General features: G+C 64.6%; 26 protein-coding genes and 1 tRNA gene. 12 read left to right on the top strand and 15 right to left on the bottom strand.

Translation table 11 applies throughout. The features are described 5' to 3' along the window. The first annotated feature begins 19 nt into the window (after positions 1-19). Complete coding sequence (gene eda, locus CLN94_RS05990; protein WP_096432127.1) at positions 20-661, top strand: bifunctional 4-hydroxy-2-oxoglutarate aldolase/2-dehydro-3-deoxy-phosphogluconate aldolase; 642 nt, start codon at positions 20-22, stop codon at positions 659-661. Here the strand turns inward: eda and CLN94_RS05985 are convergent. Beyond that, positions 658-924 carry a hypothetical protein gene (locus CLN94_RS05985; protein ID WP_096432257.1) on the bottom strand — a complete coding sequence of 89 codons (267 nt, stop codon included), beginning with the start codon at positions 922-924 and terminating at the stop codon, positions 658-660. The two genes, eda and CLN94_RS05985, sit on opposite strands and share 4 nt — an antisense overlap. A gap of 19 nt (positions 925-943) precedes the next feature. Continuing rightward, positions 944-3,718 carry a bifunctional [glutamate--ammonia ligase]-adenylyl-L-tyrosine phosphorylase/[glutamate--ammonia-ligase] adenylyltransferase gene (locus CLN94_RS05980; RefSeq protein ID WP_096432125.1) on the bottom strand — a complete coding sequence of 925 codons (2,775 nt, stop codon included), beginning with the start codon at positions 3,716-3,718 and terminating at the stop codon, positions 944-946. A gap of 119 nt (positions 3,719-3,837) precedes the next feature. On the opposite strand from CLN94_RS05980, the gene CLN94_RS05975 reads away from it, so the two are divergent. The 4 genes from CLN94_RS05975 to CLN94_RS05960 all read left to right on the top strand — a co-directional run bounded on the left by CLN94_RS05975 (position 3,838) and on the right by CLN94_RS05960 (position 7,178). After that, positions 3,838-4,305: a YbaK/EbsC family protein gene (locus tag CLN94_RS05975; protein WP_096432123.1), complete on the top strand. Its 468-nt coding sequence runs from the start codon at positions 3,838-3,840 to the stop codon at positions 4,303-4,305. A gap of 111 nt (positions 4,306-4,416) precedes the next feature. Continuing rightward, on the top strand, positions 4,417-4,893 hold the full coding sequence (locus CLN94_RS05970; protein ID WP_096432121.1) for a DUF2852 domain-containing protein: 477 nt from the start codon (positions 4,417-4,419) through the stop codon (positions 4,891-4,893). Positions 4,894-5,035: 142 nt separating this feature from the next. Continuing rightward, a complete protein-coding gene (locus CLN94_RS05965) occupies positions 5,036-5,866 on the top strand; it encodes an arginyltransferase (protein ID WP_096432119.1) in 831 nt (276 codons plus the stop codon). Positions 5,867-6,074: 208 nt separating this feature from the next. Next, on the top strand, positions 6,075-7,178 hold the full coding sequence (locus tag CLN94_RS05960) for a TRAP transporter substrate-binding protein (protein ID WP_096432117.1): 1,104 nt from the start codon (positions 6,075-6,077) through the stop codon (positions 7,176-7,178). Positions 7,179-7,245: 67 nt separating this feature from the next. Here the strand turns inward: CLN94_RS05960 and CLN94_RS05955 are convergent, their stop codons facing one another. The 3 genes from CLN94_RS05955 to CLN94_RS05945 form a co-directional block, all read right to left on the bottom strand. Beyond that, positions 7,246-7,653: a GFA family protein gene (locus CLN94_RS05955; RefSeq protein ID WP_096432255.1), complete on the bottom strand. Its 408-nt coding sequence runs from the start codon at positions 7,651-7,653 to the stop codon at positions 7,246-7,248. Positions 7,654-7,832: 179 nt separating this feature from the next. Next, complete coding sequence (locus CLN94_RS05950) at positions 7,833-9,590, bottom strand: TRAP transporter large permease (RefSeq protein ID WP_096432115.1); 1,758 nt, start codon at positions 9,588-9,590, stop codon at positions 7,833-7,835. Then, the gene (locus CLN94_RS05945) at positions 9,590-10,159 is read right to left on the bottom strand and encodes a TRAP transporter small permease subunit (RefSeq protein WP_096432113.1); all 570 of its coding nucleotides are present in this window, start codon (positions 10,157-10,159) and stop codon (positions 9,590-9,592) included. Before CLN94_RS05945 ends, CLN94_RS05950 begins: the two co-directional genes overlap by 1 nt. A gap of 575 nt (positions 10,160-10,734) precedes the next feature. Between CLN94_RS05945 and CLN94_RS05940 the strand changes: the two genes are divergently transcribed. Next, positions 10,735-12,480: an acetolactate synthase 3 large subunit gene (locus CLN94_RS05940; protein WP_179300246.1), complete on the top strand. Its 1,746-nt coding sequence runs from the start codon at positions 10,735-10,737 to the stop codon at positions 12,478-12,480. A 74-nt stretch (positions 12,481-12,554) separates the two neighbouring features. Then, complete coding sequence (gene ilvN, locus CLN94_RS05935) at positions 12,555-13,115, top strand: acetolactate synthase small subunit (protein WP_096432109.1); 561 nt, start codon at positions 12,555-12,557, stop codon at positions 13,113-13,115. 93 nt (positions 13,116-13,208) lie between these two features. Here ilvN and CLN94_RS05930 read toward each other — a convergent pair whose 3' ends face one another. The 4 genes from CLN94_RS05930 to CLN94_RS05915 form a co-directional block, all read right to left on the bottom strand. After that, complete coding sequence (locus CLN94_RS05930; RefSeq protein WP_143598880.1) at positions 13,209-13,427, bottom strand: hypothetical protein; 219 nt, start codon at positions 13,425-13,427, stop codon at positions 13,209-13,211. Positions 13,428-13,613: 186 nt separating this feature from the next. After that, complete coding sequence (gene ygiD, locus CLN94_RS05925) at positions 13,614-14,438, bottom strand: 4,5-DOPA-extradiol-dioxygenase (protein WP_096432105.1); 825 nt, start codon at positions 14,436-14,438, stop codon at positions 13,614-13,616. Between the two features lie 60 nt (positions 14,439-14,498). Next, positions 14,499-14,921 carry a DoxX family protein gene (locus CLN94_RS05920; protein ID WP_096432103.1) on the bottom strand — a complete coding sequence of 141 codons (423 nt, stop codon included), beginning with the start codon at positions 14,919-14,921 and terminating at the stop codon, positions 14,499-14,501. A 21-nt stretch (positions 14,922-14,942) separates the two neighbouring features. Then, complete coding sequence (locus CLN94_RS05915; protein ID WP_096432253.1) at positions 14,943-15,518, bottom strand: NADPH-dependent F420 reductase; 576 nt, start codon at positions 15,516-15,518, stop codon at positions 14,943-14,945. A gap of 123 nt (positions 15,519-15,641) precedes the next feature. Here CLN94_RS05915 and CLN94_RS05910 point away from each other — a divergent pair, with 123 nt between their 5' ends. Then, complete coding sequence (locus CLN94_RS05910; protein WP_096432101.1) at positions 15,642-16,538, top strand: LysR family transcriptional regulator; 897 nt, start codon at positions 15,642-15,644, stop codon at positions 16,536-16,538. Positions 16,539-16,671: 133 nt separating this feature from the next. Here the strand turns inward: CLN94_RS05910 and CLN94_RS05905 are convergent, their stop codons facing one another. From CLN94_RS05905 to pdxH, 6 genes are all read right to left on the bottom strand, one after another. Beyond that, a complete protein-coding gene (locus CLN94_RS05905) occupies positions 16,672-16,917 on the bottom strand; it encodes a hypothetical protein (protein WP_096432099.1) in 246 nt (81 codons plus the stop codon). A 95-nt stretch (positions 16,918-17,012) separates the two neighbouring features. Beyond that, the gene (locus tag CLN94_RS05900) at positions 17,013-20,705 is read right to left on the bottom strand and encodes a vitamin B12-dependent ribonucleotide reductase (RefSeq protein WP_096432097.1); all 3,693 of its coding nucleotides are present in this window, start codon (positions 20,703-20,705) and stop codon (positions 17,013-17,015) included. A 559-nt stretch (positions 20,706-21,264) separates the two neighbouring features. After that, positions 21,265-21,341 (bottom strand) — tRNA-Pro (locus CLN94_RS05895). A 48-nt stretch (positions 21,342-21,389) separates the two neighbouring features. Then, positions 21,390-21,911 (bottom strand): DUF192 domain-containing protein, encoded by a 522-nt coding sequence (locus tag CLN94_RS05890; protein WP_096432095.1) that lies wholly within the window; start codon positions 21,909-21,911, stop codon positions 21,390-21,392. Next, positions 21,881-22,390 (bottom strand): cold-shock protein, encoded by a 510-nt coding sequence (locus CLN94_RS05885; RefSeq protein ID WP_245845115.1) that lies wholly within the window; start codon positions 22,388-22,390, stop codon positions 21,881-21,883. The genes CLN94_RS05890 and CLN94_RS05885 overlap by 31 nt, the downstream gene beginning before the upstream one ends. A gap of 141 nt (positions 22,391-22,531) precedes the next feature. Further along, on the bottom strand, positions 22,532-23,155 hold the full coding sequence (gene pdxH / locus CLN94_RS05880) for a pyridoxamine 5'-phosphate oxidase (protein WP_096432249.1): 624 nt from the start codon (positions 23,153-23,155) through the stop codon (positions 22,532-22,534). Positions 23,156-23,305: 150 nt separating this feature from the next. Here pdxH and fabI point away from each other — a divergent pair, with 150 nt between their 5' ends. The 4 genes from fabI to CLN94_RS05860 all read left to right on the top strand — a co-directional run bounded on the left by fabI (position 23,306) and on the right by CLN94_RS05860 (position 26,693). Then, entirely contained in the window at positions 23,306-24,127 is an 822-nt protein-coding gene (fabI, locus tag CLN94_RS05875; RefSeq protein WP_096432093.1) for an enoyl-ACP reductase FabI, read from the top strand. A 105-nt stretch (positions 24,128-24,232) separates the two neighbouring features. After that, on the top strand, positions 24,233-24,850 hold the full coding sequence (locus tag CLN94_RS05870; protein WP_096432091.1) for a LysE family translocator: 618 nt from the start codon (positions 24,233-24,235) through the stop codon (positions 24,848-24,850). A 10-nt stretch (positions 24,851-24,860) separates the two neighbouring features. Then, positions 24,861-25,364 (top strand): xanthine phosphoribosyltransferase, encoded by a 504-nt coding sequence (gpt, locus tag CLN94_RS05865; protein WP_096432089.1) that lies wholly within the window; start codon positions 24,861-24,863, stop codon positions 25,362-25,364. 150 nt (positions 25,365-25,514) lie between these two features. Further along, entirely contained in the window at positions 25,515-26,693 is a 1,179-nt protein-coding gene (locus CLN94_RS05860; RefSeq protein ID WP_096432087.1) for an aminotransferase, read from the top strand. Positions 26,694-26,699 lie beyond the last annotated feature (6 nt).

Genomic DNA, 26,699 nt, shown 5'->3' with positions numbered 1-26,699 from the left:
CCGAGCAAGGGAGAGCCCGATGACCCCCGAACAGCAATCCGCCGCTGCCCGCGCGATCTGCGCGATGGCGCCGATCGTGCCGGTGATCGTGGTCAAGGAACTGGCCCATGCCGCGCCGCTCGCGCGCGCGCTGGTGGCAGGCGGGCTTCCGGCGCTTGAGGTCACGCTTCGGACGCCCTGCGCGCTCGATGCAATCCGCGCCATGGCCGAGGTCGAAGGCGGCGTGGTCGGCGCGGGCACGCTGCTCACCCCCGCCGACGTGAAGGCCGCCAAGGCCGCGGGCGCGCGTTTCGGCGTCTCGCCCGGGCTGACAGAACGACTGGTGCGCGCCGCCGAAGACGAAGCGCTGCCGCTCTTGCCCGGCGCAGTGACCGCCTCCGAGGTGATGCGCGCGCTCGAATGGGGCTATGACATGCTGAAATTCTTCCCCGCCGCGACCTCGGGCGGGGCAGCGGCGATCAAGGCGCTCGGCGGGCCGCTGCCGCAGGCGACCTTCTGCCCGACGGGTGGCGTAAGTCTAAAAAATGCGAATGATTACCTGAGCTTGCCGAACGTTCTTTGTGCGGGAGGAAGCTGGGTTGCGCCGCCCGAGCTGATGGCGGCAGGCGACTGGGCCGGGATCGAGGCGCTCGCGCGTGAAGCGGCCGCGCTGCCGCGTTAAAGCCGGCGCCCGGCGGCCCCGCCCCGGCGTTGCGTGCCCGGCGCGGGCCGGGTCAGCCCCTCGGCCAGGATCAGGCTCATTGGGTGGTCGGCAGGCGCCTCATAGAGCGCGAGCACGGTGCGCATCGCCTCGGTCGTGTTGGTGCCGGGCGCGAGGCTCAGCGCCCAATCCATGAAGATCGACCGGCATTCCGCCTCCGAGATCCCCTCGATCCGGTAGCTTTCGCGGATCAGCCCCTTCGGGTCGGCCTGTTTCAGTTCCAGCATCCTGCGTCCCATCCTTTCAGCCCTCCAACGCGCGATCGACGATCGCCGCGACTTGCCCGGTGGCCTCCGCCAGACGCTCCGCCAAAGCGGGCAGATCCAGCTGATCGACCTCACGCAGCAAGAAGGCCCGCCCGCCCGCGCCGATCGCCTCCATATCCAGCGGCTTATCGGTCAGGAGCCGCCCGCCCGCCTGCAACCGCCACAAGAACCGATAGGCCGAGGCGAGGGCCTCGGCTTCGGATTTTTCGACCAGCCCGGAGCGAGGACCGACACGCAGCTGCGCCTCGACGCGGCGCGCAGGATCGCCCGCGCGCAGCGCGAAGCTTTGCACCAGAAGCTCGATATCCTGCAGGCGGCCGGGACCGATCTTGGCCTCCCACTCGCCATCGGCGGGCTTGGCGGCAAAGATGCGTTGGCGCATCTCGGCCAGATCGGGCATCACCTTGGCGTCGCCCCCCTTGGCGCGCAGCACCTCGAGCCGCACCGCCTCCAGATCCGCCGCCAGTTCGGGATTGCCCGCCACCGGCCGCGCCCGCGTCAGCGCGAGATGCTCCCAGGTCCAGGCTTCGTCCATCTGATAGGCGCGGAATGCCTCGAGCGAGGTCGCCACCGGGCCTTGCCGCCCCGAGGGACGCAGCCGCATATCGACCTCATAGAGCCGCCCCTCGGGCATCTGCGCGGTGATCGCTGTGATCAGGGCCTGCGTGAGACGCGCAAAATAGGGTTTGGTCGCCAAGGGCTTGGGGCCATCGGACATCTCGGCGCCCTGAGCGTCATAGATCACGATCAGGTCGAGGTCGGACGACGCATTGAGCCGCTCGGCGCCCAGACTGCCCATGCCCAGCACAACCGCGCCACGCCCCGGCGGAGGCCCGTATTTGCGCGCAAATTCGGCGACGACCGCGGGCCAGAGGCATTCGAGCACAACGCTCGCCACATCGGCATAATGGCGCGCCGCCTCCATCGCGTCGATCAGTCCGCGCAAGTGATGCACGCCGACGCGGAAGCGCCATTCCTTGGCCCAGCGCCGCGCCGCATCGAGCTTTTTCTCGTAATCGGGCTGCGCGTCGAGCATGGCGCCGAGGCTTTCGGCCAGCGGCTTGGCACCCGGCCAGGGTTCAAAGAAACTCCCTCCCAGAACCGCATCCAGCACGCCCGCATTGCGCGACAGATAGGTCGCCAGCCCCGGCGCGGTAGCGCAAATATCGACGATCAGGTCGATCAGCTGCGGGTTTGCCTCAAAGAGCGAAAACAGCTGCACCCCAGCAGGCAGGCGCGACAGGAACCCGTCAAACTGGCCCAGCGCCTCATCGAAATTGGCGGCGCTGGACAGCCGGGTCAGCAATTCGGGTTCGAGCCGCTTGAAGATCGCGCGCGCACGTTCCGAGCGCAGCGCCGGATAGCTCGACCAGCCCGCGACGGTCGCCTCGGCCGCATCGGACAAGGGCGGGCGTTCCTGCGCCTGACTGGGGGCGAAGAAAGCGCCGGTCAGGTCTTCGACCCGCGCCAGCCGCTCCAGCAGGCGCGCGCGCCAGGCTTCGACATCCGAGGCCCCCATCATCGCCGCGATCCGCGCGATGCCCTCGTCGGAGTTGGGCAGGTCATGGGTCTGGCCGTCATTGACCATCTGGATGCGATGCTCGATCTCGCGGTGCTCGCGGTAATGGTCGGTCAGCTCGCGCGCGACATCGGGCTCGACCCAGCCCTTCTCGGCCAGTTTCGCGAGCCCGCCAACCGTCGTACGATCGCGCAACTCGGGGTCGCGCCCGCCGGCGATCAACTGGCGGGTCTGGGTGAAGAACTCGATCTCGCGGATGCCGCCCTGCCCCAGTTTCATGTTGTGGCCGGGCAGTGACAGCGCCCCGCCCAGCCCTTTATGCTCGCGGATGCGCAGTCGCATGTCATAGGCGTCCTGGATCGCCGCGAAATCGAGATGCTTGCGCCAGACGAAGGGGCGCAGCGTGTCGAGAAACCGCTGCCCCGCCGCAAGGTCGCCCGCGCAGGGCCGCGCCTTGATATAGGCGGCGCGTTCCCATGTGCGGCCCTCGGCCTCGTAATACAGCTCGGCCGAGGCCATCGAGATGCAGACCGGCGTCACGCTCGCATCGGGGCGCAGCCGCAGATCGGTGCGAAACACATAGCCCTCGCCCGTCGTGTCCGACAGCATCGCCGCCATCTTGCGCGTGGCGCGGACAAAAGACATCCGCGCATCCATCCGGTCGTCGGCATCGAACCGGGTTTCGTCGAACAGGCAGATCAGGTCGATATCCGAGGAATAATTCAGTTCATGCGCGCCCATCTTGCCCATCGCGAGCGCGACCATCCCGCCTGCGGTCTCGGCATCGTCGGGCGTGGCGCCGGGCAGCTTGCCGCGACGGATTTCCTCGGCCACGAGGCGCTTCAGCGCCAGATCCACAGCCAGATCGCCCAGATCGGTCAGCGCGCCGGTCACCATCTCCAGCGGCCAGACCCCACCCAGATCGGCCAGCGCCGCCAGAAGCGCGACACGGCGCTTCGCCCGGCGCAGTTCCGAGGGCAGATCGTCCAGAGGCACCGGGCGCAACCGGTCGAATTCCGCCGCCAGCGCCGCCTCGGGGTCGCCCGAAAGCGGGCCGCGAATCCATTCGGCCTCTTTGCGCAGCAGTTCCGACAGATAGGGCGAACAGCCGCCCACGCCCTCGATCAGCGCGCGCAACTCGGGCGGCAGATCGGCAAAGGCCGAGACGGCATCGCGACCGCGGTCGGCATCAAAGGGAATGGGGCAGCGGGTCAGGCGGGATGCAAAGCTCATGGCGCCAGACTAGCCGCCGCCAAGGCGCGGTCAATGGGCAAGCGGATGCGGTGGAAAGACTTTGCACCCGCCGCGCCGTAGCGGTAAAATAGGGTGTTGGTCAGCGTCAGGAGGGGGCGATGAGCACATCCGTAGAACGGGTCGAAGCCGCATTGGACGCGGCAGGCGTGGCGGCAGTGGTCCGCGAGGTCGGACAGGCCCGCACCGCAATCGAGGCGGCAGAAGCAGCCAATTGCGATGTCGATCAAATCGCGAAATCCATCATTTTCCGTGGCGAGGACAGCGGCCATGTCGTGCTGTTCCTGACCGCGGGCGGAAATCGGGTCTGCGCCGACAAGGCCAGCGCGCTGGCGGGCGAACCGCTCGGCAAGGCCGATGCGGCGCTGGTGCGCTCCGAAACGGGCTTTGCCATCGGTGGCGTGGCTCCGGTCGGGCATCTGACGAAGGTGCGCGCCTTCTTCGACCCGCGCCTGTCGGAATTTGAAATCATCTGGGCCGCCGCCGGCACGCCGCGCCATATCTTCGCGATCGAACCCGGTGTCTTGCTGGACATCACCGGCGCCCAGCCCGCCGATTTCACCGAATGAGCGGTGCGCGGCCGATAATGTGAAAAAGTTTTACATTACCTCTTGAAGGCGACGGAAAGCTTCCCCATCTTTCGTTATGTGAAAGCAATTCACATTAGATGAGGAACACCGATGTCTGCCACCTATGAGACTTTCCCCGCCCGCCCCGGTCCGGTGGCGCGCACGCTCAACTGGCTCGACGAGCGCGGCCCAATTTCCTGGGTCATCGTGCTGGTCGGCTCTTTCGTCTTCGGCGGCCCGCTGGGGCTGCTGGTTCTGGGCTTCATCCTGATGACCGGCCGCTTTGGCCGTCGCGGGGCGATGGTCCGGCGCGCAACCGCCGAGCGGTTCCAGGCCTGCGGCATGCGCATGCATGTCTCGCGCTCCAGCGGCAACATGGCGTTTGACCGCTACAAGACCGATACGCTCGCCCGGCTCGAACGCGAGCAGGCCGAATTCGAGGCTTTCCTCGGGCGCCTGCGTGAGGCCCGCGACAAGGCCGAGTTCGACCAGTACATGGACGACCGCGCCCGCGCCGCACAAGACGCCCCGGCCGAGCCCGAGGCGACCGAGCCCGCCGAGGAAACCGGCAAACCCGGCGCCTACTGAGCAAACCCGACACGCCCCTTCCCGGCCCCCGCACCAGCGGGGGCCTTGCCGTTGGGGCAAGACCATGTAAGGGCTTGGCGGGGTTGGAACTGTTTGCTAGCCTTCCCTTGGAAACCCGCGGCCACATCCCCATCTCACCCCCATGCGTCATTCGCTCCCGCTTGCCCCGCAGTTTTACGTGACTGCTCCGCAACCCTGCCCCTATCTCGAAGGGCGGGCCGAGCGGAAATTGTTCACGGCGCTTCAGGGAGAAGACGCCGAACGGCTGAATGACGCGCTGTCGCGGCAGGGGTTCCGGCGCTCGCAAAACGTGCTCTATCGCCCCGCCTGCGCCGATTGCACCGCCTGCCTCTCGGCGCGGATCCGGGTGGCGGATTTCGAGCCCTCGAAAAGCCAGCGCCGGGTGACGCGCCGCAACAGCGACCTTGAGCGCACCGCGACCAGCCCCTGGGCCACCGAAGAGCAATACGCCCTGTTCCGCCGCTATCTCGACACCCGCCACGCCGATGGCGGTATGGCCGACATGGACATCTTCGAATTCGCCGCGATGATCGAGGAAACCCCGATCCGCACCCGCGTCGTCGAATATCGCGAGACCGACGCCACGCCCGACTCGATGCGCGCGCTGGTCGGCGTCTGCCTGACCGATGTGCTCGATGACGGGCTGTCGATGGTCTATTCCTTCTTCGACCCCGACCGCGACAAGCACTCGATGGGGTCCTACATGATCCTCGACCATGTCGAGATCGCGCGCGGCATGGGCCTGCCCTATGTCTACCTCGGCTATTGGGTGCCCGGCTCGCGCAAGATGGGCTACAAGGCGAATTTCTCGGCGCTCGAAATCTTCAAGGGCGGTGAATGGGTCGATCTGGGCAGCCCCGAAGACCATTGCAGCGAAACCCACCCGCTCTCGGTCGATCCGATCTCGGAGCAGGTGGCGCGGATTCAGCTCCCCGAGAGCCGTTTCGGCTGATCAGCCCTGCGCAAAACAGCGGCAAACGCTTGCCGTTACGGCAGTTTTTGACACCCGAAACGCCGACCCGCAAAAAAGCGCTCCTGCGGCAAAATCGACGCAAGGAATGGCTGGACAGGTCAAACTGGATAGTTAAAGTGACCAAAGCTTTCGGCGGGGCATAAAAACCAGCCCGCCGGGCTTCGAAGTATCACTGGGAGGAAAATCCATGGATCGTCGTTCTTTCATCCGCAAGGGTGCGCTTGGCGGTGCCGCCGCCGCGGCCACCTCGATCGCCGCGCCTGCCATCGCGCAGGACGCACCCACCGTTACCTGGCGTCTTACCTCGTCGTTCCCGAAATCGCTTGATACCATCTACGGCGCCGCCGAAACGATGGCGCGCTATGTCAAGGAAATGACTGGCGGCAAGTTCACCATTCAGGTCTTCGCCGGCGGCGAGATCGTCCCCGGCCTGCAAGCGATGGACGCCGTGTCGAACGGCACCGTCGAGGCCTGCCACACCGCATCCTACTACTACTGGGGCAAGGATCCGACCTTCGCCTTCGGCACTGCGGTGCCCTTCGGCCTCAACATGCGCATGCAGAACGCCTGGTTCTACTATGGCGGCGGCAACGACCTCCTGAACGAGTTCTATGGCACGCATAACATCGTGGCCTATCCCTGCGGCAACACCGGCGCCCAAATGGGCGGCTGGTTCCGCAAGGAGATCAACACGGTTGCCGACCTGAGCGGCCTCAAGATGCGTATCGGCGGCTTCGGCGGCGCGGTCCTCTCGAAAGTCGGCGGCGTGCCGCAGCAGATCGCTGGCGGCGACATCTATCCGGCTCTCGAAAAGGGCACCATCGACGCCACCGAGTGGGTCGGCCCCTACGATGACGAGAAGCTCGGCTTCTACAAGGTTGCGCCCTACTACTACTACCCGGGCTGGTGGGAAGGCGGCGCTTGCCTCCACACCATGTTCAACAAGGCTGCCTATGACGCGCTGCCGGCCGAGTACCAGACCGTGCTCGAAGCCGCCTGCCAGGCCGCCAACTCGGACATGATGGCCGCCTATGACTACAAGAACCCGCAGGCGCTGAAATCGCTGCTGGCCAATGGCGCGCAGCTGCGTCCGTTCTCGCCGGAAATTCTGCAGGCCTGCTTTAACGCGGCCAACGAAGTCTATGCCGAGATCAACGCCTCGAACGAATGGTTCAAGAAGGTCTATGACTCGCAGATGGCGTTCCGCAAGGATGCCTATGGCTGGTGGCAGCTGTCGGAGTTCAACTTCGACTACTTCATGATGAGCCAGCAGGCGAACGGCAACCTCTGATCCGGCACACCGGACAGGGAAAGGCCCCGGGGAAACCCGGGGCCTTTTGCATGACCAACACGCACTCTCAGCCGGGAAGGCCGTCGAGCGTTCTGATGGTATCGAGCCGGTCGCTCCAGCCCGCACGGCTCGCGTAACAGATCCGCGCGTCGGGCCGAATGTCGACCTCAGTATCCAGGGCCCCCGCGGGCACAACCAGCAAGGCGCCATTCATCTGAAGCGTCGGCAAAGCCGAACCGCAGTCCTTGCAGAAACTCTTGGCATGCCGGGTTTCAGGCAGTTGAAAGGTCTTCACCTTGTCCCGCCCTGAAATCCACCTGATCCCGGCCTGCGACGAAAACAGATTGGCCGCGTGATCCGAGCCGCTATCCTTGCGGCAGCGCGAGCAGTGACACAGAAAGAAATGCTCGAACACACCATCGAGTTCGAACTTCACGGCTCCGCACAGACAGCTTCCTGACGCCAGGTGTTTCATCTCTCTCGCCTTCATTCGTTTAAACAGAGCGGCTTAGCGCCCCCAGTCATGATCCCCGAGGCGCGGCCCTCCCGCCTCCGGGTTTGGCCTGCAAGGTAGCACGACGGCAGCGATTTGGAATTTCCCGCGCCCAAAAGAAAACGGCGCCCCGAAGGGCGCCGTCTTGCGTTTCGTCCGGATCAGTTGCTGCCGCCGTAATTCGGCAGCGGCAGGCCGCCCGGTGCGGCAGGCGCCGCTGGCGCTCCACCCGGGGCCGCGCCCGGCGCGGCTCCGCCGAAGTTCGGCAGGGCGAGGCCGCCGCCACCGCCCGGCGCACCGAAGCCCGGCATCTGCGGCAGCTTCATCTCGACATTCGACACATCGACGACCGGCCCCTTGTAATGCATCACCATTCCGGGGAAGGCGATCACGATGCCGATCATGATGATCTGGATGAAGACGAAGGGCACCGCCCCCCAGTAGATCTGCGAGGTCTTCACCGGCTCCATCGTCTTGCCCGTCAGCTTGTCGACATAGGGCGACTTGGGCGCCACCGAGCGCAGGAAGAACAGCGCGAAGCCGAAGGGCGGGTGCATGAACGAGGTCTGCATGTTCACCCCCAGGATCACCCCGAACCAGATCAGGTCGATGCCAAGGCTTTCCGCGGCAGGCGCGAGAAGCGGCACGATGATGAAGGCCAGTTCGAAGAAATCGAGGAAGAAGGCGAGGAAGAAGACCAGCAGCGACACCACTATCAGGAAGCCCATCTCGCCGCCCGGCAGCGAGGTCAGCAGATGCTCGACCCAGAGATGCCCGTTCACGCCGTAGAAGGTCAGCGAGAACACCCGCGCCCCGATCAGGATGAACAGCACGAAGGCCGAGAGCCGCGTCGTCGCCGCCAGCGCATCACGCACCACCGGGAAGCTCAGCCGCCGTTTCACCGCCGACAGGAACAGCGCACCCACAGCACCCATCGCACCGCCTTCGGTCGGCGTCGCAACGCCGAGGAAGATCGTGCCGAGCACGAGGAAGATCAGCGCCAGCGGCGGGATCAGCACGATGATCACCTGCTGCGTCAGCCGGCTCATCACATTGGTCTTCAGCGTCTTGTCGAGCACCGCCGCCGTGTAAACCAGGATCACCGCCAGCGCCGCAGCCAGGATGCCCGCGTCGTTCGGATCGTGGTTCGCTTCGAGCCAGCGTTCGGCAAAGATGAACACCCCCACCGTCACGCCCAGCGCGACGAACAGCGACATCACCCCCGAGCCCAGCGTGCGCGCCTCAAGCGGCAGGGCGGGCATGGACTTGGGCTTGAGGATCGACATCAGCGCGACATAGCCGAGGTAGATGCCGGTCAGCACCAGTCCCGGGATCAGCGCGCCCTTGTACATGTCGCCCACCGAACGGCCGAGCTGGTCGGCCAGAACGATCAGCACGAGGGACGGCGGGATGATCTGCGCCAGCGTCCCCGAGGCGGCAATGACGCCCGAGGCGATCCGCCGGTCATAGCCATAGCGCAGCATGATCGGCAGCGAGATCAGCCCCATCGCGATCACCGAGGCCGCAACCACCCCCGTGGTCGCCGCCAGAAGCGCGCCCACGATGATCACCGCATAGGCCAGACCGCCGCGCACCGGGCCAAAGAGCTGGCCGATCGTGTCGAGAAGGTCTTCGGCCATGCCGGATTTCTCCAGCACGATCCCCATGAAGGTGAAGAATGGAATGGCCAGAAGCGTGTCGTTACTCAACACCCCCCAGAAGCGGTCGGGCAACGACCCCAGAAGCGCCCAGTCGAGGAAGATCGAGCCATTGGAAAGCGGCGCGAGTTCGACCCCGATGATGAAGAACAGCAGGCCGTTCGCCGCAAGCGAGAACGCCACCGGATAGCCCAGCAGCAGGAACACGATCAGCGAGACAAACATGATCGGCGCCATGTTCTGTGCGATGAGCTCCATCATCACAGCGCCTCCTCTTCGGCGATCATGTCATGACCATGATGCCCGGTCTGCGGATGGGGGTCTTCGATCAGCCCGCGCATCACTGCGATCTTCTTGATGATCTCGGAGACCCCTTGCGCGAACAGCAAGGAGAAGCCCGCCAGTAGCAGCGCCTTGGCTGGCCAGATGATCAGCCCGCCCGCGTTGGTCGAAACCTCGCCCGAGATCACCGACTTGGTGACATAGGGGCCCAGCAGCCAAAGCATCAGCACCACGAAGGGCATCAGGAAAACGACATGCCCAAACAGGTCGATCCAGTGCTGCACCTTACGCGAGAACGCGCCATAGACGATGTCGATGCGGATATGTTCATTCTGCTTCAGCGTATAGGCCGCCGCGAGCAGGAACGCCGCGCCGAACAGATACCATTGCAGTTCAAGCCAGGCGTTCGACGATGTGTTGAACACCTTGCGGATAGTGGCATTCGCGGCCGAGACCAGCACCGAAACCAGAATGAGCCACGAGACGCTCTTTCCGATCACTTCGGTAATCCGGTCAATCAGGCGCGAGAGGGTAATCAACGCCCCCATTTCACTCCTCCCCTTCCCGTTTCCTCCCCACGCCCAGTCACGGGCGCGGCTGATAGTTTTCCTTGGCCGAGCCTCGCGTAGAGGTCAAGCTTTTTGGCTTATTGGTTCTGTTTTCTTACCAAAGGCCGCAGTGATTTTCTCACCTCTTCTTCGTTGCCGTCCTCTGGCAATCCTCCTCACGCTAGGCGGAAACCCCCTGAAAATAAAGCGAAACGCGAGGTAATCCGGCAGTTTAGCAGACCCCCGGCACGCGACGCGGAGAACCGCCCTGCGATTTTCGGAATATTTCCCGCCAGAAGAGGGTCGCGCAACTTTCGGAAAGGTTTTTTGCCCGCCTGCGACATAAAATGCACCCATTTGGCATTGACGCCCCCTGCCCCGGCACATAATGTCCGCCGCAACGCAAATTCAGAAGGCACCGAGATGGATGCGATTCTTGTCGTAGTTGGGAGTTGGCGCATGGGCCGGTAACGGTTGACCATGATGGTTCCCATGCGCCCTCGCCGAAAACGCGAGGGCTTTTTGTTGCGAAGTGAAGGCGGGTCGCGCGTGCGACCGATCGGATGGAGAAAGACATGGCACGGCAGATGACCGGCGCGGAAATGGTGGTGCAGGCGCTCAAGGACCACGGGGTCGAAGTTATTTTCGGCTATCCTGGCGGCGCGGTGCTTCCGATCTATGACGCGATCTTCCAGCAAAACGAGATCAAGCACATCCTCGTGCGCCACGAGCAGGCCGCGATCCACATGGCCGAGGGCTATGCCCGTTCGACCGGGAAACCCGGCTGCGCGCTGGTGACCTCGGGCCCGGGTGCGACCAACGCCGTCACCGGCCTGACCGACGCGCTGATGGACTCGATCCCGCTGGTGGTGTTCTCGGGCCAGGTGCCGACCTTCATGATCGGCACCGACGGCTTCCAGGAAGCCGACACCGTGGGCATCACCCGCCCCTGCACCAAGCATAACTGGCTGGTGAAAGACACCGACAAGCTGGCGGAAACCATCCATCAGGCGTTCCACGTGGCGACCTCGGGTCGCCCCGGTCCGGTGCTGATCGACCTGCCGAAAGACGTGCAATTCGCTAACGGCCGCTATACCGAGCCGAAAACCGCGCGCGTCGATCATTACCAGCCCAAGGTGAAGGGCGACATCGAGGCGGTGACCAAGCTCGTCGAGCTGATCGAAACCGCCGCGAAGCCGGTGTTCTACACTGGCGGCGGCGTCATCAACTCGGGCACCGCCGCCAGCCAGCTGATGCGCGAACTGGTCGATGCCACCGGCTTCCCGATCACCTCGACGCTGATGGGGCTTGGCGCCTATCCGGCCTCGGGCAAGAACTGGCTCGGGATGCTGGGCATGCACGGTCTCTACGAGGCCAACCTCGCGATGCATGGCTGCGACCTGATGATCAACCTCGGCGCGCGGTTCGACGACCGGATCACCGGCCGCATCGCCGATTTCAGCCCGAAATCGACCAAGGTGCATGTCGATATCGACGCCTCCTCGATCAACAAGATCATTCCCGTCGACCTGCCGATCGTGGGCGACGTGGCGCATGTTCTCGAAGACGCGCTGAAGATCTGGAAGGCGCGCGGGCGCAAGGTGAACAAGGAAGGGCTGGCCAAGTGGTGGGCCCAGATCGAGGAATGGAAGAAGGTGCGCTGCCTCGCCTTCACCAACTCGGACAAGGTCATCAAGCCGCAATACGCGCTGCAGCGCCTTGAGGCCCTGACCAAGGACCGCGACCGCTACATCACCACCGAAGTGGGCCAGCACCAGATGTGGGCCGCGCAATTCCTCGGCTTCGAGGCGCCGAACCGCTGGATGACCTCGGGCGGGCTGGGCACGATGGGCTATGGCTTCCCGGCCTCGATCGGGGTGCAGATCGCGCACCCGGACGCGCTGGTCATCAACGTCGCGGGCGAAGCCTCGTGGCTGATGAACATGCAGGAAATGGGCACCGCGACCCAGTTCTGCACCCCGGTGAAACAGTTCATCCTGAACAACGAACGCCTCGGCATGGTGCGCCAGTGGCAAGACCTGCTGCATGGCGGGCGCTATTCGCACAGCTGGTCCGACAGCCTGCCCGATTTCGTGAAACTCGCGGAAAGCTTCGGCTGGAAGGGCATCTCGGTCAGCGATCCGAAGGATCTGGACGATGCGATCATGGAAATGATCAATTACGACGGGCCGGTGCTGTTCGACTGCCTCGTCGAGAAGCACGAGAACTGCTTCCCGATGATCCCGTCGGGCAAGCCGCATAACGAGATGCTGCTGGCGGCCGATGCTGCGGCCTTCTCGTCGGGCGCGGCGCTCGTGTGATCGGATCGGGGGCGGCCCGCCCGCCCCCCGCAGGAACTGGAACACGTCGGAAGACGCAGAAAAGGAGAGAGGCAATGGCCGCTCTGAACATCAAGAAAGGCGCCACCAGCCATTCGGCCTACGACCTGCGCGATTTCCACTCGGAAGTGGAAAGCTCGCACACGCTGGCGGTGCTCGTGGACAACGAGGCGGGCGTTCTGGCCCGCGTGATCGGGCTGTTCTCGGGCCGGGGCTACAACATCGACAGCCTCACCGTGGCCGAGGTCGACCACAAGGGCCACCGCTCACGGATCACCATCGTGACGCGCGGCACGATGGCGGTGATCGACCAGATCAAGGCGCAGCTCGGCCGCATCGTGCCGGTGCATCAGGTCATCGACCTGACCACCGAGGCGCAGCCGGTCGAGCGCGAACTGGCGCTGTTCAAGGTGGCCGCGACGGGTGAGAAACGCATCGAGTCGCTGCGCCTTGCCGAGATCTTCCGCGCCAATGTGGTCGACTCGACGCTGGAAAGCTTCGTCTTCGAAATCACCGGCACGCCCGACAAGATCGACGCCTTCGCCGAGCTGATGCGCCCCTTGGGCCTCAAGGACGTGGCACGCACCGGCGTTGCCGCCCTGCCGCGCGGCGCCTGAGCCCCGAGCGAAAGATTAGAAAAGGGCAGCGGCGATCTTCTTCGCCCTGCCCTTTTTCATGTCCGCCCGCGATGAAGATCGCCGGGTCCGGCGTCACACCACCCCGCGCTGATCGCTCGAGGCGCGATGGCAATGCAGCAGATCGAGGCGCAGCCGAACTTCGGCCCGCAGCAGATCCTGCGTGAAAGCGGAAATCGCGGGGGTATCGGGCGAGAGGCGGCGCTTGTCCTGCCACGCCAGAAGCCCGAGTTCACGGGCCTGCACAAACGACACTTTTCCACGTGCCGAACGCATCACGAGAACTGAAATCATCGAAGCGGGGTCCTCCGCGCATCGTCAAAAACGCCATGCCGCAAGTCCGAAAACCCGCGCGTCATGGAAGCCGTTTACCATTATTACCACCGCGCCAGAACGACTTTGATCAAGGTCCGGCGCTTTTCGCAATTGGGATATGCCAAAGACACAGGGCCGCCCGCGGGCAGCCCTGCAGAATTACGCTCAGGCGGCGTGAAACACGAAGGAGCGCATCGACACAGACCCCAGATCAATCGCGTCGGTCATGAAACGCAGCTCGTCGCCCTCATTCGAGGCACCCGCGATGGTCAGCGCCGGCAGGTAGTGGTCAACGGTCGGATGCGCCATCCGCAGCAGAGAACCGAGGCTATCGCGATCCGTCAGCGCCGCAAAGTCGCGCGCCTCCAGCCGATCCGCAAAGAGCGTGTCGAATTCCAGCGCAAAATCAAGGGGCTGGCCGCCCGGGCGCATCGCCCGCAGGTTATGCACCACGTTCCCCGAGCCAAGGATCAACCCCCCCCGGTCGCGCAGTTGCGACAGCACCTGCCCGATTTCCAGCTGGTGTTCGAGCCCGCGCGACATGTCGATCGAGACCTGGAACACCGGCACATCGGCCTCGGGATAGAGGAATTTGAGGATCGTCCAGGCCCCGTGATCGAGGCCCCAGCGGTCGTCCTCGGCACCGTGATGGCTGGCCAGAAGCGTCGCAACTTCGCGCGCCAGTTCAGGGGCGCCCGGCGCCGGATAGGTCTGCGCGTAAAGCGCCTCGGGGAAGCCGTAGAAGTCGTGGATCGTGCGCGGCATCCGCGACACATCGACCAAGGTCGTGCCCTTGGTCATCCAATGCGCCGAGACCACGAGAATCGCCTTCGGGCGCGGCAGGCTGCGGCCCAGATCGGACCAGGCGCGGGAAAAGGCCGTGTCTTCGATCGCGTTCATAGGGCTGCCATGGCCCAGAAATACCAAAGGCATCCGCTGCGAGGGCGAAAACCGGTCACGCAGAGCGTGCAGATCGGAAAGGGTGCTCATGTCGGTCCTCCTTGGTCGGGCACGCGGGCCGCCCCCGAAGGGCGGCCCGGTAGTTTCGGATCAGGCGAACTGGCCCAGCGTCTTTTGCAGAACCGGGATACGCAGCGCATAGGCACCCGCGCCCTGCAGAGCGATCGCCACCAGAATGATCGCCCAGAACAGCGGGAATTCCCAGCCGCCACCCTCGCTCGAGAACAGCCAGCCATTGCCCGCATGCACCCAGGTCGCGCCCAGCAGCACCGGGATCAGCGCAAGCGACACCAGCCGCGTCGCAACCCCGAGGATCAGCGCCGCACCGCCCGCCAGCTCGGCGAAGATGGTGAGATAGGCGAAGATACCCGGCAGGCCGAGGCTTTCGAAATAGCCCACCGTGCCCGCTATGGTGAACACGTTCACCTTGAGCAGCCCGTGGGCAAGGAACAGCACGCCGCTCGAAACACGCAGAACAAGGGCGGCATAGTCGGATTTGGTGTAGTTGGTCATGTCGTTTCTCCTGTGATGGGGTCAGGCGGCCTGCAGGCGCGGCGCGATTTCCGTGCCCTTGCCCAGCGCATAGCCGAATTGGATGTTGAGGAAGCCGAGCGGCTCGAGGTAACGCGCGTTGCGCAGCGGGCCGGCATCGACGGGCTCCAGCCCGATATCGCTGGCCAGAGCCACGACGGTGGAACGCGCCGCATCGTCATCAGTGGCGATGAAGGTTTGCAGCGGCACGCCGCCAAGCTTCAACCCCGAGGCATAGTGCTGGGCGAAGATCGTGTTGAAGGCCTTGACCACCGACGCGCCCTTGAGCAGCGACGCGGTTTCCTCGGCGGCCGAGGTATCGAAGCCAACCTGCAAGCCACTGAAATCCGCGGTGACCGGGTTCGACAGGTCAACGACCACCTTACCCGAGAAATCCGCCTGTTCCGCCAGCCCGGCAGCCGCGCCATAGGGCGTCGCCAGGATGATCACTTCTGCCGGGGCGACCGCCGCGGCGATATCCGCGTCACGCCCGAAAGCCTCCACGTCATGGCCCGCATTCCCAAGAACATTGGCGAGGCCAGAGCCGATGTTCCCATTTCCGATAACAGCGATTTTCATCTCTTTGTCCTCTTGCGCCACCCGTTGTGGCCTGTTCGTCATGAGAAGAAACTAGCGCTTGACGACCTTCAACAAAATGGCGACTTTATTGAATGACTATCTTCAAAACGTTCGCAATTAAGCATGGATATCGTTGACGAGTTGCGCGCCTTCGTGGCCACTGCCCAGACCGGATCGTTCACAGCCGCGGCCGAGCAGCTGGGCGTATCGAACCGGCTGACCTCGAAATATGTGGCCGAGCTGGAGGCGCGGCTTGGCGTTCGGCTGTTTCAGCGCACCACGCGCCGGGTCGGGATGACGCCCGCGGGCGAAGACCTGCTCGCACGAGCGCCGGCGCTTCTGGATGATCTGGACGGGCTCCTGGCCGAGGTAGCCGAGGGCTCGCGCGGGTTTTCCGGCGTGATCCGGCTGTCCGCGCCGGTGACTTTCGGCGAGACCTATGTCGCGCCGATGCTGGATCGGTTCGGGCGCGAAAACCCGGGCCTGACCTTCGATCTGCGCCTCAGCGACCGCTATGACGATCTGGCGAAAGAGGGGCTGGACCTGGCCTTTCGCATGGGCCGCTCCGAGATGCTCTCGCTCAAGGCGCGCAAGCTTGGGGCCACGCGCGCGATCCTGGTGGCGAGCCCCGCCTATCTTGCCGCGCAGGGCAGGCCCGAAACCCTTGAAGAGCTGAGCCGACACGCCTGCATCGTCGACACCAACCGGCGCGCGCCCCGGCGCTGGACGCTGGAGGCCGAGGGCACGCCGCATGTGGTGCAGGTGCAGGGCCGGTTTCATGTGAATTCCGCCCGCGCGGTGGTGCAGCTGACCGAGAACGGACAGGGCATTGCCTATGCGCCGCGTTTCGCATTGGGCGAGGCGCTGGCCAGCGGCCGATTGGTGCGGGTGATGGAGGCGTTTCACGGCCCCAGCACCCCCCTCGCCGCCGTCTATCTCGAAGGGCGCGCCCTGCCCCGCAAGCTGCGTGCGCTAATTGAGTTCGCCGCCGAAGACATCAAGACCGCGCATATCCTGTGACGAAATGAAAGCGACCCCCTCCTTGCCGGAGGGGGCCAGTTTCGCCAATCAGGCTCGTTCATTGACCGCCCGAGCTTACGTCGTTTTGCCTGGGCCTTCTTGGCGTCTGGGGCGAGCGCACCCGCCCCCGATCTCAGTGCAGGGCCAGCGCCTTGCGCGCGTGCAGCGTCACCGTGGTGGCGCGACCGACCATGCGGATGTCGGCAACATCGAGCGCCTCGGGGCCATGTTCTCCCCACAGCTCGATCGAACCGCCGCCGCCAAAGGTCGCATCCAGCAGCGAGGTCAGCGCCTCGCCCGCCAGTTCCACCTCGACGCCGCCCGCGATCCGGTGCAACGCCTCGGGTACGACCCGCTTGTTTCCGACGATCAGTTCCACGATCCGCTCCGTTCCTCGGCCCGCTGGGGCCCTGTCATTCCCCGGGTCACCCCGGAATTCGTCGGGGCCCCGGGCACTGCCGGGGCCCCTGTCCCTCAGGAGCAACCGCTGGTCGCCCCGCAGGTGTTGCATTTCATGCAGGTGCCGTTGCGCACGAGCGTGTAGTTGCCGCAATCGCCGCAAGCCTCGCCCTCATAGCCCTGCATCTTCGCCTTGGCGCGCGCGTCCATCGACACCGAGCCCGTGGCCAGCGCCGTGGTCGAGCCCACCGTGCCGGTGGCCTTGGCGGTTTCCGGCACCAGCGTGTTCAGCGCGGCGATCGGATCGGCGGCGCCATGCAGCGCGGTCGCGCCCACGCCCCCTTGCAGCACCACCAGCTCTTGCGGCAGGCGCTTGCGCAGGTAGCCGCTCGACGAGATCTGACGCAGCACCTCGAGCGATTTAGACGCGGCCGCCTCCGAGGGCTCCTCGACGTTGCGCTTGCCCTCGTCCTTGCCGCCGCCCAGATCGTCGAAGCTCGCGCCCTGCGGCTTCACATGGGCGAGGTCGGTGCGGTCGAGATAGCTGACGGCCAGCTCGCGGAACACATAGTCGAGGATCGAGGTCGCATTCTTGATCGAGTCGTTGCCCTGCACCATGCCCGCGGGCTCGAACTTGGTGAAGGTGAAGGCGTCGACGAATTCCTCAAGCGGCACACCATATTGCAGGCCCACCGAGACCGCGATCGCGAAGTTGTTCATCATCGCGCGGAAGCCCGCGCCTTCCTTGTGCATGTCGATGAAGATCTCGCCAAGCGAGCCATCGCCATATTCACCGGTGCGCAGATAGACCTTGTGGCCCCCCACAACGGCTTTTTGCGTGTAGCCCTTGCGGCGATCGGGCAGCTTTTCGCGATGCGAGCGCACCAGTTCCTTGACGATCACCTTCTCGACGATCTTCTCGGCCAGCACCGCGGCCTTTTCCTGCGCCGAGCCGGACGCCAGGATTTCCTCGGCCTCCTCGTCATCCTCGATCAGCGCCGCGGCCAGCGGCTGGCTGAGCTTGGAGCCGTCGCGGTAAAGCGCGTTGGCCTTGATGCCCAGCGACCAGCTGAGTTCGTAAGCCGCCAGCGTTTCCTCGATCGAGGCCGAGTTCGGCATGTTGATCGTCTTGGAAATCGCGCCCGAGATGAAGCTCTGCGCCGCCGCCATCATCGTGATGTGGCTTTCGACCGAGAGGTAGCGCTTGCCCTTCTTGCCGCAGGGGTTGGCGCAGTCGAAGACGGTCAGATGCTCGTCCTTCAGGAAGGGCGCGCCCTCAAGGGTCATCGTGCCGCAAACGTGGTCGTTCGCCGCCTCGATCTGCGCGCGGGTGAAGCCCAGATGGCGCAGCATGTCAAAGGTCGGGTCGTTCAGCTTCTCGGCCGGGATGCCCAGCGTCTTGGTGCAGAACTCCTCGCCCAGCGTCCACTGGTTGAAGACGAAGCGGATGTCGAAGGCGGTCGGCAGCGCAGCCTCGACCTTCGCAAGCTCCGCCGCGCCGAACCCGTGGCCGATCAGCGAGGTGGTGTTGATATGCGGGCAGTTACCGAGGCTGGCGTGGCCCACCGCGTAGGAGATGATTTCCTCGATCTGGGCCGAGCCATAGCCCAGCGCCTCAAGCGCGGCAGGAACCGAGCGGTTGATGATCTTGAAGTAACCACCACCCGCGAGCTTCTTGAATTTCACCAGCGCGAAATCGGGCTCGATGCCGGTGGTGTCGCAATCCATCACGAGGCCGATGGTGCCGGTCGGCGCGATCACCGAGACCTGCGCGTTGCGGTAGCCGTGTTTCTCGCCCAGCTCCAGCGCCTCGTCCCAGGCCTGCTTGGCCAGCACGACCAGCGTCGGATCGGGGCAGTTCACCAGATCGAGCGCGACCGGCTTAACGTCCAGCCCTTCATAGCCCTCGGTCTTGCCATAGGCGGCGGTGCGGTGGTTGCGGATCACGCGCAGCATATGGGCCGCGTTCTTGGCATAGCCCGGGAAGGCGCCCAGCTCCGCCGCCATCTCGGCCGAGGTGGCGTAGCTCACGCCGGTCATCACCGCGGTCAGCGCGCCACAAAGCGCCCGGCCCTCGTCCGAGTCATAGCCCAGACCCATGTTCATCAGGAGACCGCCGATATTGGCGTAGCCCAGACCCAGCGTGCGGAAATCATAGGACCGCTGCGCGATTTCCTCGGACGGGAATTGCGCCATCAGCACCGAGATCTCCAGCGTCACCGTCCACAGACGGGTCGCGTGCACATAGGCCTCGGCGTCGAACTCGCCATTCTTGAAGAAGGTCAAGAGGTTCATCGAGGCAAGGTTGCAGGCCGTGTCATCGAGGAACATGTATTCCGAGCACGGGTTCGAGCCGCGGATCTCGCCGTCTTCGGGGCAGGTGTGCCACTGGTTCACGGTGTCGTGGAACTGGATGCCCGGATCGGCACAGGCCCAGGCGGCGTGCCCGACCTGATCCCAAAGCTCGCGCGCCTTCACGGTTTTCGCGACCTTGCCGTCGGTGCGGCGGATCAGCTCCCAATCGGCATCGTCCTTGACCGCCTGCAGGAAGGCATTGGTCACGCGCACCGAGTTATTCGAGTTCTGGCCCGACACGGTGACATAGGCTTCGCTGTCCCAATCGGTGTCATAGGTCGGGAATTCGATGCTCGAATAGCCCTGACGCGCATATTGCAGCACGCGGTTCACATAGGTTTCCGGGATCATCACGCGCTTGGCGGATTTGATCGCCTCTTTCAGCGCCGGGTTTTTCGCCGGATCGACCGAATCCTCGCTCGCGCCATCCCACTGGCGGATCGCGGCAAAGATCTTGTTCAGCTCGCGCTCGTGGAGTTTGGAGCCCGCGACGAGGCTCGCCACCTTCTGCTCTTCGATCACCTTCCAGTTCACGAATTGCTCGATATCGGGGTGATCCATGTCGCAGATCACCATCTTGGCGGCGCGGCGCGTGGTGCCGCCCGACTTGATCGCGCCCGCCGCGCGGTCACCGATTTTCAGAAAGCCCATCAGGCCCGACGATTTGCCGCCACCCGAGAGCGCCTCGCCCTCGGCGCGCAGCGACGAGAAGTTCGTGCCCGTGCCCGAGCCGTATTTGAACAGGCGCGCTTCCCGGACCCAGAGATCCATGATCCCGCCGTCGCCCACGAGGTCGTCGCGCACCGACTGGATGAAGCAGGCATGCGGCTGCGGGTGCTCATAGGCCGAGGCCGATTTGGTCAGCTTGCCGGTGGTATGATCGACGTAATAATGGCCCTGCGACGGACCGTCGATGCCATAGGCCCAGTGCAGGCCGGTGTTGAACCATTGCGGGCTATTCGGCGCGGCCATCTGCTCGGCCAGCATGAAGCGCATCTCGTCGTAATAGGCGCGCGCGTCTTCCTCGGTGGTGAAATAGCCACCCTTCCAGCCCCAGTAGCACCAGGCACCGGCCAGACGGTCAAACACCTGCTTGGCCGAGGTTTCACCGCCGAAACGCGCCTCTTCGGGCAGGCCCGCCATCGCCGCGGTATCGGGGACCGAGCGCCACAGGAACTCGGGCACGCCCTTTTCCTTGACGCGCTTCAGCGCCGCCGGAACCCCCGCCTTGCGGAAGTATTTCTGGGCCAGAACGTCCGAGGCCACCTGCGACCAGCCTTCGGGCACCTCAACCGAGTCGTTGCGGAACACAATCTTGCCGTCGGGATTACGAATTTCCGAAGCGGTGGTGGTAAACTCGATCTCGCCATAGGCGCCGCTGTCTGCCGAGGTGAACTTGCGTTCGATTTTCATCTGCCCTGTCCCGTCAATCTTTCTCAAAAACCCAAAAGCCATGGGACGGGCAAAGACATACGGAGCCCCGGAGTTGCGTCCGAGGTGAGCCGTGCGATCCGAGAATCGGTATGGATACTGGGTATGTCCCCCCGTCGACCTTCGCCACTATATCTGGTGGCTTCATGGCTGACCCCCACAACCTGACGTAGGTTCACAAGAGGGTCAACAAATCTTTGATAGTGAAAAACCGGTTTTTTCGGTTGACGGGGGAGGTGTGGAAAAACCCGGAATTAACCCTTCGATTCATCCACAATCGAGGCTGTGGATGACGCCCTGCGCGAAGCCTGAGGATTCCTTGCCAAACTGCGGTTTTTTCTGGGATTTGTCCGCCGCCCACAGAGAAACTATCCACAGGCTCCGAGCCGACCCTGCAGTGCAGCAGAATCGCGCCGCGTCGCGGCATGAAAAAACTGTCGCAGGGACAAGTTCGCCCAAATTTTAGGCAATACCCCAAATAAGCCCGACTCCAGCCATGAAACCGGGCCAAACACACAAGATATAGTAATCTTTCAGGGGATGGTCGGGGCGGCGAGATTCGAACTCACGACCTTCTGTACCCAAAACAGACGCGCTACCAGGCTGCGCTACGCCCCGACAGGCTCTCTCTAGCGGGCGCACGGGCCGAGGAAAAGCCCTCTCGGATCACTCGCAGGGCTGAACGGCGACGGTGGGGTCAATCGCCGGATGGGCGAGATGCGCGCCCTTGGCGATCCGCAGCTTCGCCGCCAGCCCGCCGTTGATCTCAAGCACGAAACGCGCCGCCCCGTTCGAGCGCAGCGGCGTCAGGTCGAAGGGGCGCGCATTTTCCTGCAGGCCGACCAGCACCCCCGCCTCATCGAAGAACAGGATGTCGAGCGGGATCAGCGTATTCTTCATCCAGAAGGCACGCTCGGCCTCATCGGGATAGATGAACAGCATCCCCTCCGAACGCGGCATCGAGGCGCGCTGCATCAGCCCGCGCGCGCGTTCCTCTTCGGTATCGGCAATTTCGACGGTGAATTGCGCCTGCCCGGCCGGATAGACAAGAAGCGCGCGATCCTCGCGGCAGGTGATGGGCCCCGCCCCCGCCTGCCCCGCGCCGCACAAGGCCACGACCAGCGCCAGAGGCGCCAGCCCACGGCCAAAGCCGCGGCTCAGTCCTTGTCCTTCAGGGCTGCGTCCCATGACAACACCTGCGCCGCCATCCGGCCGCGCTTACCTTCAACCACGCGCAAACACACCGCCTCGCCCGGCGCCAGATCGGCAAAGCCCGAGCGCCGCAGCACTTCCATATGGATGAATACATCCTCGGGGCGCGAAAAGACATTGGCAAAACCAAAGCCCTTGCCCTTTTCGAACCATTTCACCCGCGCGGGTTCCAGAGGCAGCGCACTGATCTCTTCGGGGGTCGCGTCGGTCAGCGCATCAAGCGGCGCCAGCCCCTCGGCCGCCGGCGGCTCGATCGCATGCACCTCGACCGCCTGCACACCGCGCTGGGTCGTCTGCACCGTGACGTCGATCAGAGAATTATCCGCGACCGTGGATTGCCCGAAGTTGCGCAGCACATTCGCGTGCAGAAGGATGTCCGCCCCGCCCTCGGGATCGATAATGAAACCGAACCCTTTCACCGGGTCGAACCACTTCACTTTACCTGCGACTCGCATCTGCCCGAGGGTCTCCTGTTGCGTCGTTCTCATTTTGCAACCAATGCCGTTTCCGGCCCCATCCCTCTCATGGTTTATCCACAGGGTTCAAGTAGAAAAGTAGGGAAATCCATACCTCTCGCAATTTGCGACCCGCAAATCTCAAGGGTTCAATCGGGTGATCTCCCAGGGTGCGTCAAGATTGACGCGACGCCACCGGAAGCGATCGTGCAACCTGAAGGCGCCATCCGCCCAGAACTCAATCTCCAAAGGCGAAATCCTGAAACCACCCCAAAACGGAGGGCGTTTCGGCAGCGGCCCCTGCTGGGCGGTGACACGCGCCACCTCGGCCATCAGGGCCGTGCGCGAGGACAGCGGCTGGCTCTGATGCGAGGCCCAGGCGCCCAGGCGCGACTTGAGCGAACGCGAGGCGTAATAGTCGTCGGCCTGCGGCCCCTCTTCGCGGGTGCAAATGCCCCGGACACGGATCTGCCGGCGCAAACTTTTCCAATGCATCACGAAAGCCGCCTTGCCCGAGGCCGCGATCTCCTGCCCCTTGGCCGAGCCGTAATTGGTGTAGAACAGGAAGGCCCCGCCCGAGGGCGCCACACTCGGCTCGATCTCTTTCAGCAGAACCATCCGCACATTCGGCAACCCCTCGGCATCGACGCTCGCCAGCGCGATTGCATTGGGGTCGTTCAGTTCGGTCTCGGTCGCCTCGTCAAGCCAGTCCTGCGCGATGCGGAACGGGTCGTCGCCCGCGAAAATACCCTGTCTGTCGCTCATCTCGGCCTCCTTGCTTTCCAGCAAGATAGGACCGCCCCCCGGACACCGCCAGTGTCAAAGCACAGGGGCTTGTGCGTTTCACAGCCTTGATGCCCTGCGCGCTTTCCAATAAAGCTTTCGCACTTACTTTAGGGAAACGGGGAAAGCCTCATGTCGAACAACCTGATGGCCGGCAAGCGCGGCCTGATCATGGGCCTGGCCAATGACAAATCCATCGCGTGGGGCATTGCCACGCAGCTTGCCGAAGCGGGCGCGGAGCTGGCCTTTTCCTACCAGGGCGAGGCGCTGAAAAAGCGCGTCGGGCCGCTGGCGGCACAGCTGCGCTCGGATTTCCTGCTCGAATGCGACGTCTCCGACATGGCCTCGGTCGACGCGCTCTTTGCCGAGATCGAGAAACGCTGGGGCAAGATCGACTTCCTCGTCCATGCGATCGGCTTCTCGGACAAGGCCGAGCTGCGCGGCCGCTATGTCGACACCTCGCGCGATAATTTCATGATGACGATGGACATCTCGGTCTATTCCTTCACCGCCGTGTGCCAGCGCGCCGCAGCCCTGATGCCCGAGGGCGGCTCGCTCCTGACGCTGACCTATTACGGCGCCGAGCAGGTGATGCCGCATTATAACGTGATGGGCGTGGCCAAAGCGGCACTGGAGGCCTCGGTCAAATATATCGCCGAGGATCTGGGCAAGGTCGGCATCCGCTGCAACGCGATCTCGGCCGGTCCGATCAAGACGCTGGCGGCCTCGGGGATCGGCGATTTCCGCTATATCATGAAGTGGAACGAGCTGAACTCGCCGCTGCGCCGCAACGTGACGCAGGAAGAGGTCGGCAAAGCCGCGCTCTATCTGCTGTCCGACCTCGGCTCGGGCACCACGGGAGAAAACCTGCATGTGGACGCGGGCTATCACGTCGTCGGCATGAAGGCGGTGGATGCGCCCGACATCGACGTGGTCACCGGCCGCAAGGACTGACCGCGCACCACCCGCCCCCGGGCGGATGCCTTTGCGCTTGACGCGGCCTTCGGGCCGCGTTTTTCATGTCCGCCGCGGGCCACCGGCCCCTTTCCGGAGATTTCCATGACGCTCGCCGCCTTTGCCGCGATCTATTTCGTCCATCTCGCCGCCGCGATCAGCCCCGGCCCCGCCGTGCTGCTGGCCGCGCGCACCAGCCTGCTCGAAGGCTTTGCCCGCGGCACCTGGCTGGCGGTGGGCATCGGCCTTGGCGCGTGCATCTGGGCGGTCGCGGCCTTCTTCGGACTGGCGGTTCTGTTCAAGATCGCACCGGCGCTGCTGACCGCGCTGAAATTCGCGGGCGCCGCCTATCTGCTCTATCTGGCCTGGAAAATGTGGCGCCACGCGCCCGAACCGATGGACATGACCCTGCCCGAAGGCCGCGCTCCGCGCTCGGCGCTGGGGCTTGTGTGGCTCGGCATCGCGACGCAGCTGGCCAACCCGAAACCGGCGGTGTTCTTCGGCACCATCTTCCTGACTTTCGTGCCCCCGGTCGCGCCCCTCTGGGTCTATCTGGTGATTCTGGGCATCATCTTCTTCAACGATGCCGGCTGGAACGTGATCGTCGCGCGGATCTTTTCGCTCGAACGCACGCGGCGCGGCTATCTGAACCTGAAAACCGTGATCGACCGCATCTTTGGCGGTCTTCTGGCCGCGCTCGGCCTGAAACTCGCATTGACCTGAGGAGACAGAAATGGTGGATCGTCTGCCCCATGAAAAAGGCTTCCACGTAAGCTGGGATCAACTGCATCGCGACGCGCGCGCGCTGGCGTGGCGGCTCGACGGCAAGGGCCCGGACAACGGCCAGTGGAAAGCGGTCGTCGGCATCACCCGTGGCGGCCTCGTGCCGGCGGCGATCGTCTCGCGCGAGCTTGATATCCGCGTCGTCGACACGATCTCGGTAAAAAGCTACTCGCACCAGACCCAGAAAGAGGCACTGGTCACCAAGGAACCGCAGGCCGAGCTGATGGGCGATGGCGAGGGGGTCCTGATCGTCGACGATCTGGTCGACTCGGGCAAAACGCTGGAACTGGTGCGCAAGCTCTATCCCAAGGCGCATTTCGCCACCGTCTACGCCAAGCCGAAGGGCCGCGAGCAGGTCGACACCTTCATCACCGAAGTCAGCCAGGACACCTGGATCTTCTTCCCGTGGGACATGGCGCTGCAATACGTCCAGCCCTATCGCGGCACCGACTGAGCCGCACCGCCTCCGGCGGGGGCGTATTTAGACCAAGAAGAAACCGGGGGGCTTTCTGGGCCCCCTTCTTCTTGGCGAAAATACGCACAGCCCCGCTTGCCAAGCCGCGCGCGGGGTGCTGATCTGGGCGCCGCAACCCCGGAGAGCACGATGCCCCTGCCCCTCAACCCTGCCTTTGCCGCCACCTTCCCGCCGCCGGTGATGGAGGCGCGGCGCTGGATCGAGGGGGTGACCTTTCCGCCCGAACGCCCGCTGATCAACGTCAGTCAGGCCGCGCCGGTCGCCGCCCCCCCCGAAGGGCTGCGCCGCGCCATCGCCGAGGCCGCGCTGGAAAACCCCGCCGCCCATCTTTACGGCCCCGTGCTGGGCCTGCCCGAATTGCGCGCCGAGGTGGCGAGGCAGTGGAGCCGCGCCTATGGCGGCGCGGTCGCGCCCGAACAGGTCGCGATCACCCAGGGCTGCAATCAGGCCTTTTGCGCCGTGATGGCGACGCTGGCCGGCGCGGGGGATGAAGTTCTTCTGCCAACACCTTGGTATTTCAACCATAAAATGTGGCTCGACATGGCGGGGGTGCGGGCCGTTCCGCTGGCGCCCGGCGCGGGGCTCTTGCCTGACCCCGACGAGGCGGCGGCGCGCATCACGCCGCGTACCCGCGCCATCGTGCTGGTCAGCCCGAACAATCCGGGCGGCGTGGAATACCCCGCCGAGCTGGTCGCGGCCTTCCTCGATCTGGCGCGGGCGCGCGGCCTCGCGCTGATCGTCGATGAGACCTATCGCGATTTCGACGCGCGCGAGGGCGCGCCGCATGACCTGTTCGCCGACCCGGACTGGGACGAGGTGCTGATCCAGCTTTACAGCTTCTCCAAGGCCTACCGCCTGACCGGCCACCGCGTCGGCGCGATTGTGGCCGCGCCCGCGCGCCTCGCCGAGGTCGAGAAATTCCTCGATACCGTCGCGATCTGCCCGAACCAGCTGGGCCAGATCGGCGCGCTTTGGGGGATGCGCAACCTGGGCGACTGGCTCGCGGGCGAACGCGCCGAGATCCTCGCGCGGCGTGCCGCGATGGAGGCCGCGATGGCCGATCTGCCCGGCTGGTATCTGTTGGGCTGCGGCGCCTATTTCGCCTATGCCACCCACCCCGACCCGCGCCCCTCCCCCGAATTCGCCCGCGCTCTGGTGCGCGAGGCGGGTGTTCTGATGCTTCCCGGCACGATGTTCATGCCCGAAGACGCACCCGAGGCGCGGCGCCAGATGCGCATCGCCTTCGCCAATATCGACGCCACCGGCATCGCGGAATTGGCCGAAAGGCTGCGCGCCCGCGTGCGCTGAGCCTTG

Origin of the sequence: Pseudothioclava arenosa, from assembly GCF_002358085.1 — a bacterium.
Taxonomy (GTDB): domain Bacteria; phylum Pseudomonadota; class Alphaproteobacteria; order Rhodobacterales; family Rhodobacteraceae; genus Pseudothioclava; species Pseudothioclava arenosa.
Note: the sequence above shows the minus strand (reverse complement) of the source record. Positions and strands in the feature narration are given on the sequence as shown.

Bases quoted from the DNA above. Each gene is read 5' to 3' on its own strand.
- CLN94_RS05870 (WP_096432091.1), top strand. From the start codon at position 24,233: ATGACGCTCGCCGCCTTTGCCGCGATCTATTTCGTCCATCTCGCCGCC.
- ygiD (WP_096432105.1), bottom strand. From the start codon at position 14,438: ATGAGCACCCTTTCCGATCTGCACGCTCTGCGTGACCGGTTTTCGCCC.
- CLN94_RS05950 (WP_096432115.1), bottom strand. From the start codon at position 9,590: ATGATGGAGCTCATCGCACAGAACATGGCGCCGATCATGTTTGTCTCG.
- eda (WP_096432127.1), top strand. From the start codon at position 20: ATGACCCCCGAACAGCAATCCGCCGCTGCCCGCGCGATCTGCGCGATG.
- fabI (WP_096432093.1), top strand. From the start codon at position 23,306: ATGTCGAACAACCTGATGGCCGGCAAGCGCGGCCTGATCATGGGCCTG.
- CLN94_RS05920 (WP_096432103.1), bottom strand. From the start codon at position 14,921: ATGACCAACTACACCAAATCCGACTATGCCGCCCTTGTTCTGCGTGTT.
- CLN94_RS05980 (WP_096432125.1), bottom strand. From the start codon at position 3,718: ATGAGCTTTGCATCCCGCCTGACCCGCTGCCCCATTCCCTTTGATGCC.
- CLN94_RS05955 (WP_096432255.1), bottom strand. From the start codon at position 7,653: ATGAAACACCTGGCGTCAGGAAGCTGTCTGTGCGGAGCCGTGAAGTTC.
- CLN94_RS05940 (WP_179300246.1), top strand. From the start codon at position 10,735: ATGGCACGGCAGATGACCGGCGCGGAAATGGTGGTGCAGGCGCTCAAG.
- CLN94_RS05975 (WP_096432123.1), top strand. From the start codon at position 3,838: ATGAGCACATCCGTAGAACGGGTCGAAGCCGCATTGGACGCGGCAGGC.
- CLN94_RS05945 (WP_096432113.1), bottom strand. From the start codon at position 10,159: ATGGGGGCGTTGATTACCCTCTCGCGCCTGATTGACCGGATTACCGAA.
- CLN94_RS05890 (WP_096432095.1), bottom strand. From the start codon at position 21,911: ATGGGACGCAGCCCTGAAGGACAAGGACTGAGCCGCGGCTTTGGCCGT.
- pdxH (WP_096432249.1), bottom strand. From the start codon at position 23,155: ATGAGCGACAGACAGGGTATTTTCGCGGGCGACGACCCGTTCCGCATC.
- ilvN (WP_096432109.1), top strand. From the start codon at position 12,555: ATGGCCGCTCTGAACATCAAGAAAGGCGCCACCAGCCATTCGGCCTAC.
- CLN94_RS05930 (WP_143598880.1), bottom strand. From the start codon at position 13,427: ATGATTTCAGTTCTCGTGATGCGTTCGGCACGTGGAAAAGTGTCGTTT.
- CLN94_RS05915 (WP_096432253.1), bottom strand. From the start codon at position 15,518: ATGAAAATCGCTGTTATCGGAAATGGGAACATCGGCTCTGGCCTCGCC.
- CLN94_RS05970 (WP_096432121.1), top strand. From the start codon at position 4,417: ATGTCTGCCACCTATGAGACTTTCCCCGCCCGCCCCGGTCCGGTGGCG.
- CLN94_RS05910 (WP_096432101.1), top strand. From the start codon at position 15,642: ATGGATATCGTTGACGAGTTGCGCGCCTTCGTGGCCACTGCCCAGACC.
- CLN94_RS05960 (WP_096432117.1), top strand. From the start codon at position 6,075: ATGGATCGTCGTTCTTTCATCCGCAAGGGTGCGCTTGGCGGTGCCGCC.
- CLN94_RS05885 (WP_245845115.1), bottom strand. From the start codon at position 22,390: ATGCGAGTCGCAGGTAAAGTGAAGTGGTTCGACCCGGTGAAAGGGTTC.
- CLN94_RS05900 (WP_096432097.1), bottom strand. From the start codon at position 20,705: ATGAAAATCGAACGCAAGTTCACCTCGGCAGACAGCGGCGCCTATGGC.
- CLN94_RS05860 (WP_096432087.1), top strand. From the start codon at position 25,515: ATGCCCCTGCCCCTCAACCCTGCCTTTGCCGCCACCTTCCCGCCGCCG.
- CLN94_RS05965 (WP_096432119.1), top strand. From the start codon at position 5,036: ATGCGTCATTCGCTCCCGCTTGCCCCGCAGTTTTACGTGACTGCTCCG.
- gpt (WP_096432089.1), top strand. From the start codon at position 24,861: ATGGTGGATCGTCTGCCCCATGAAAAAGGCTTCCACGTAAGCTGGGAT.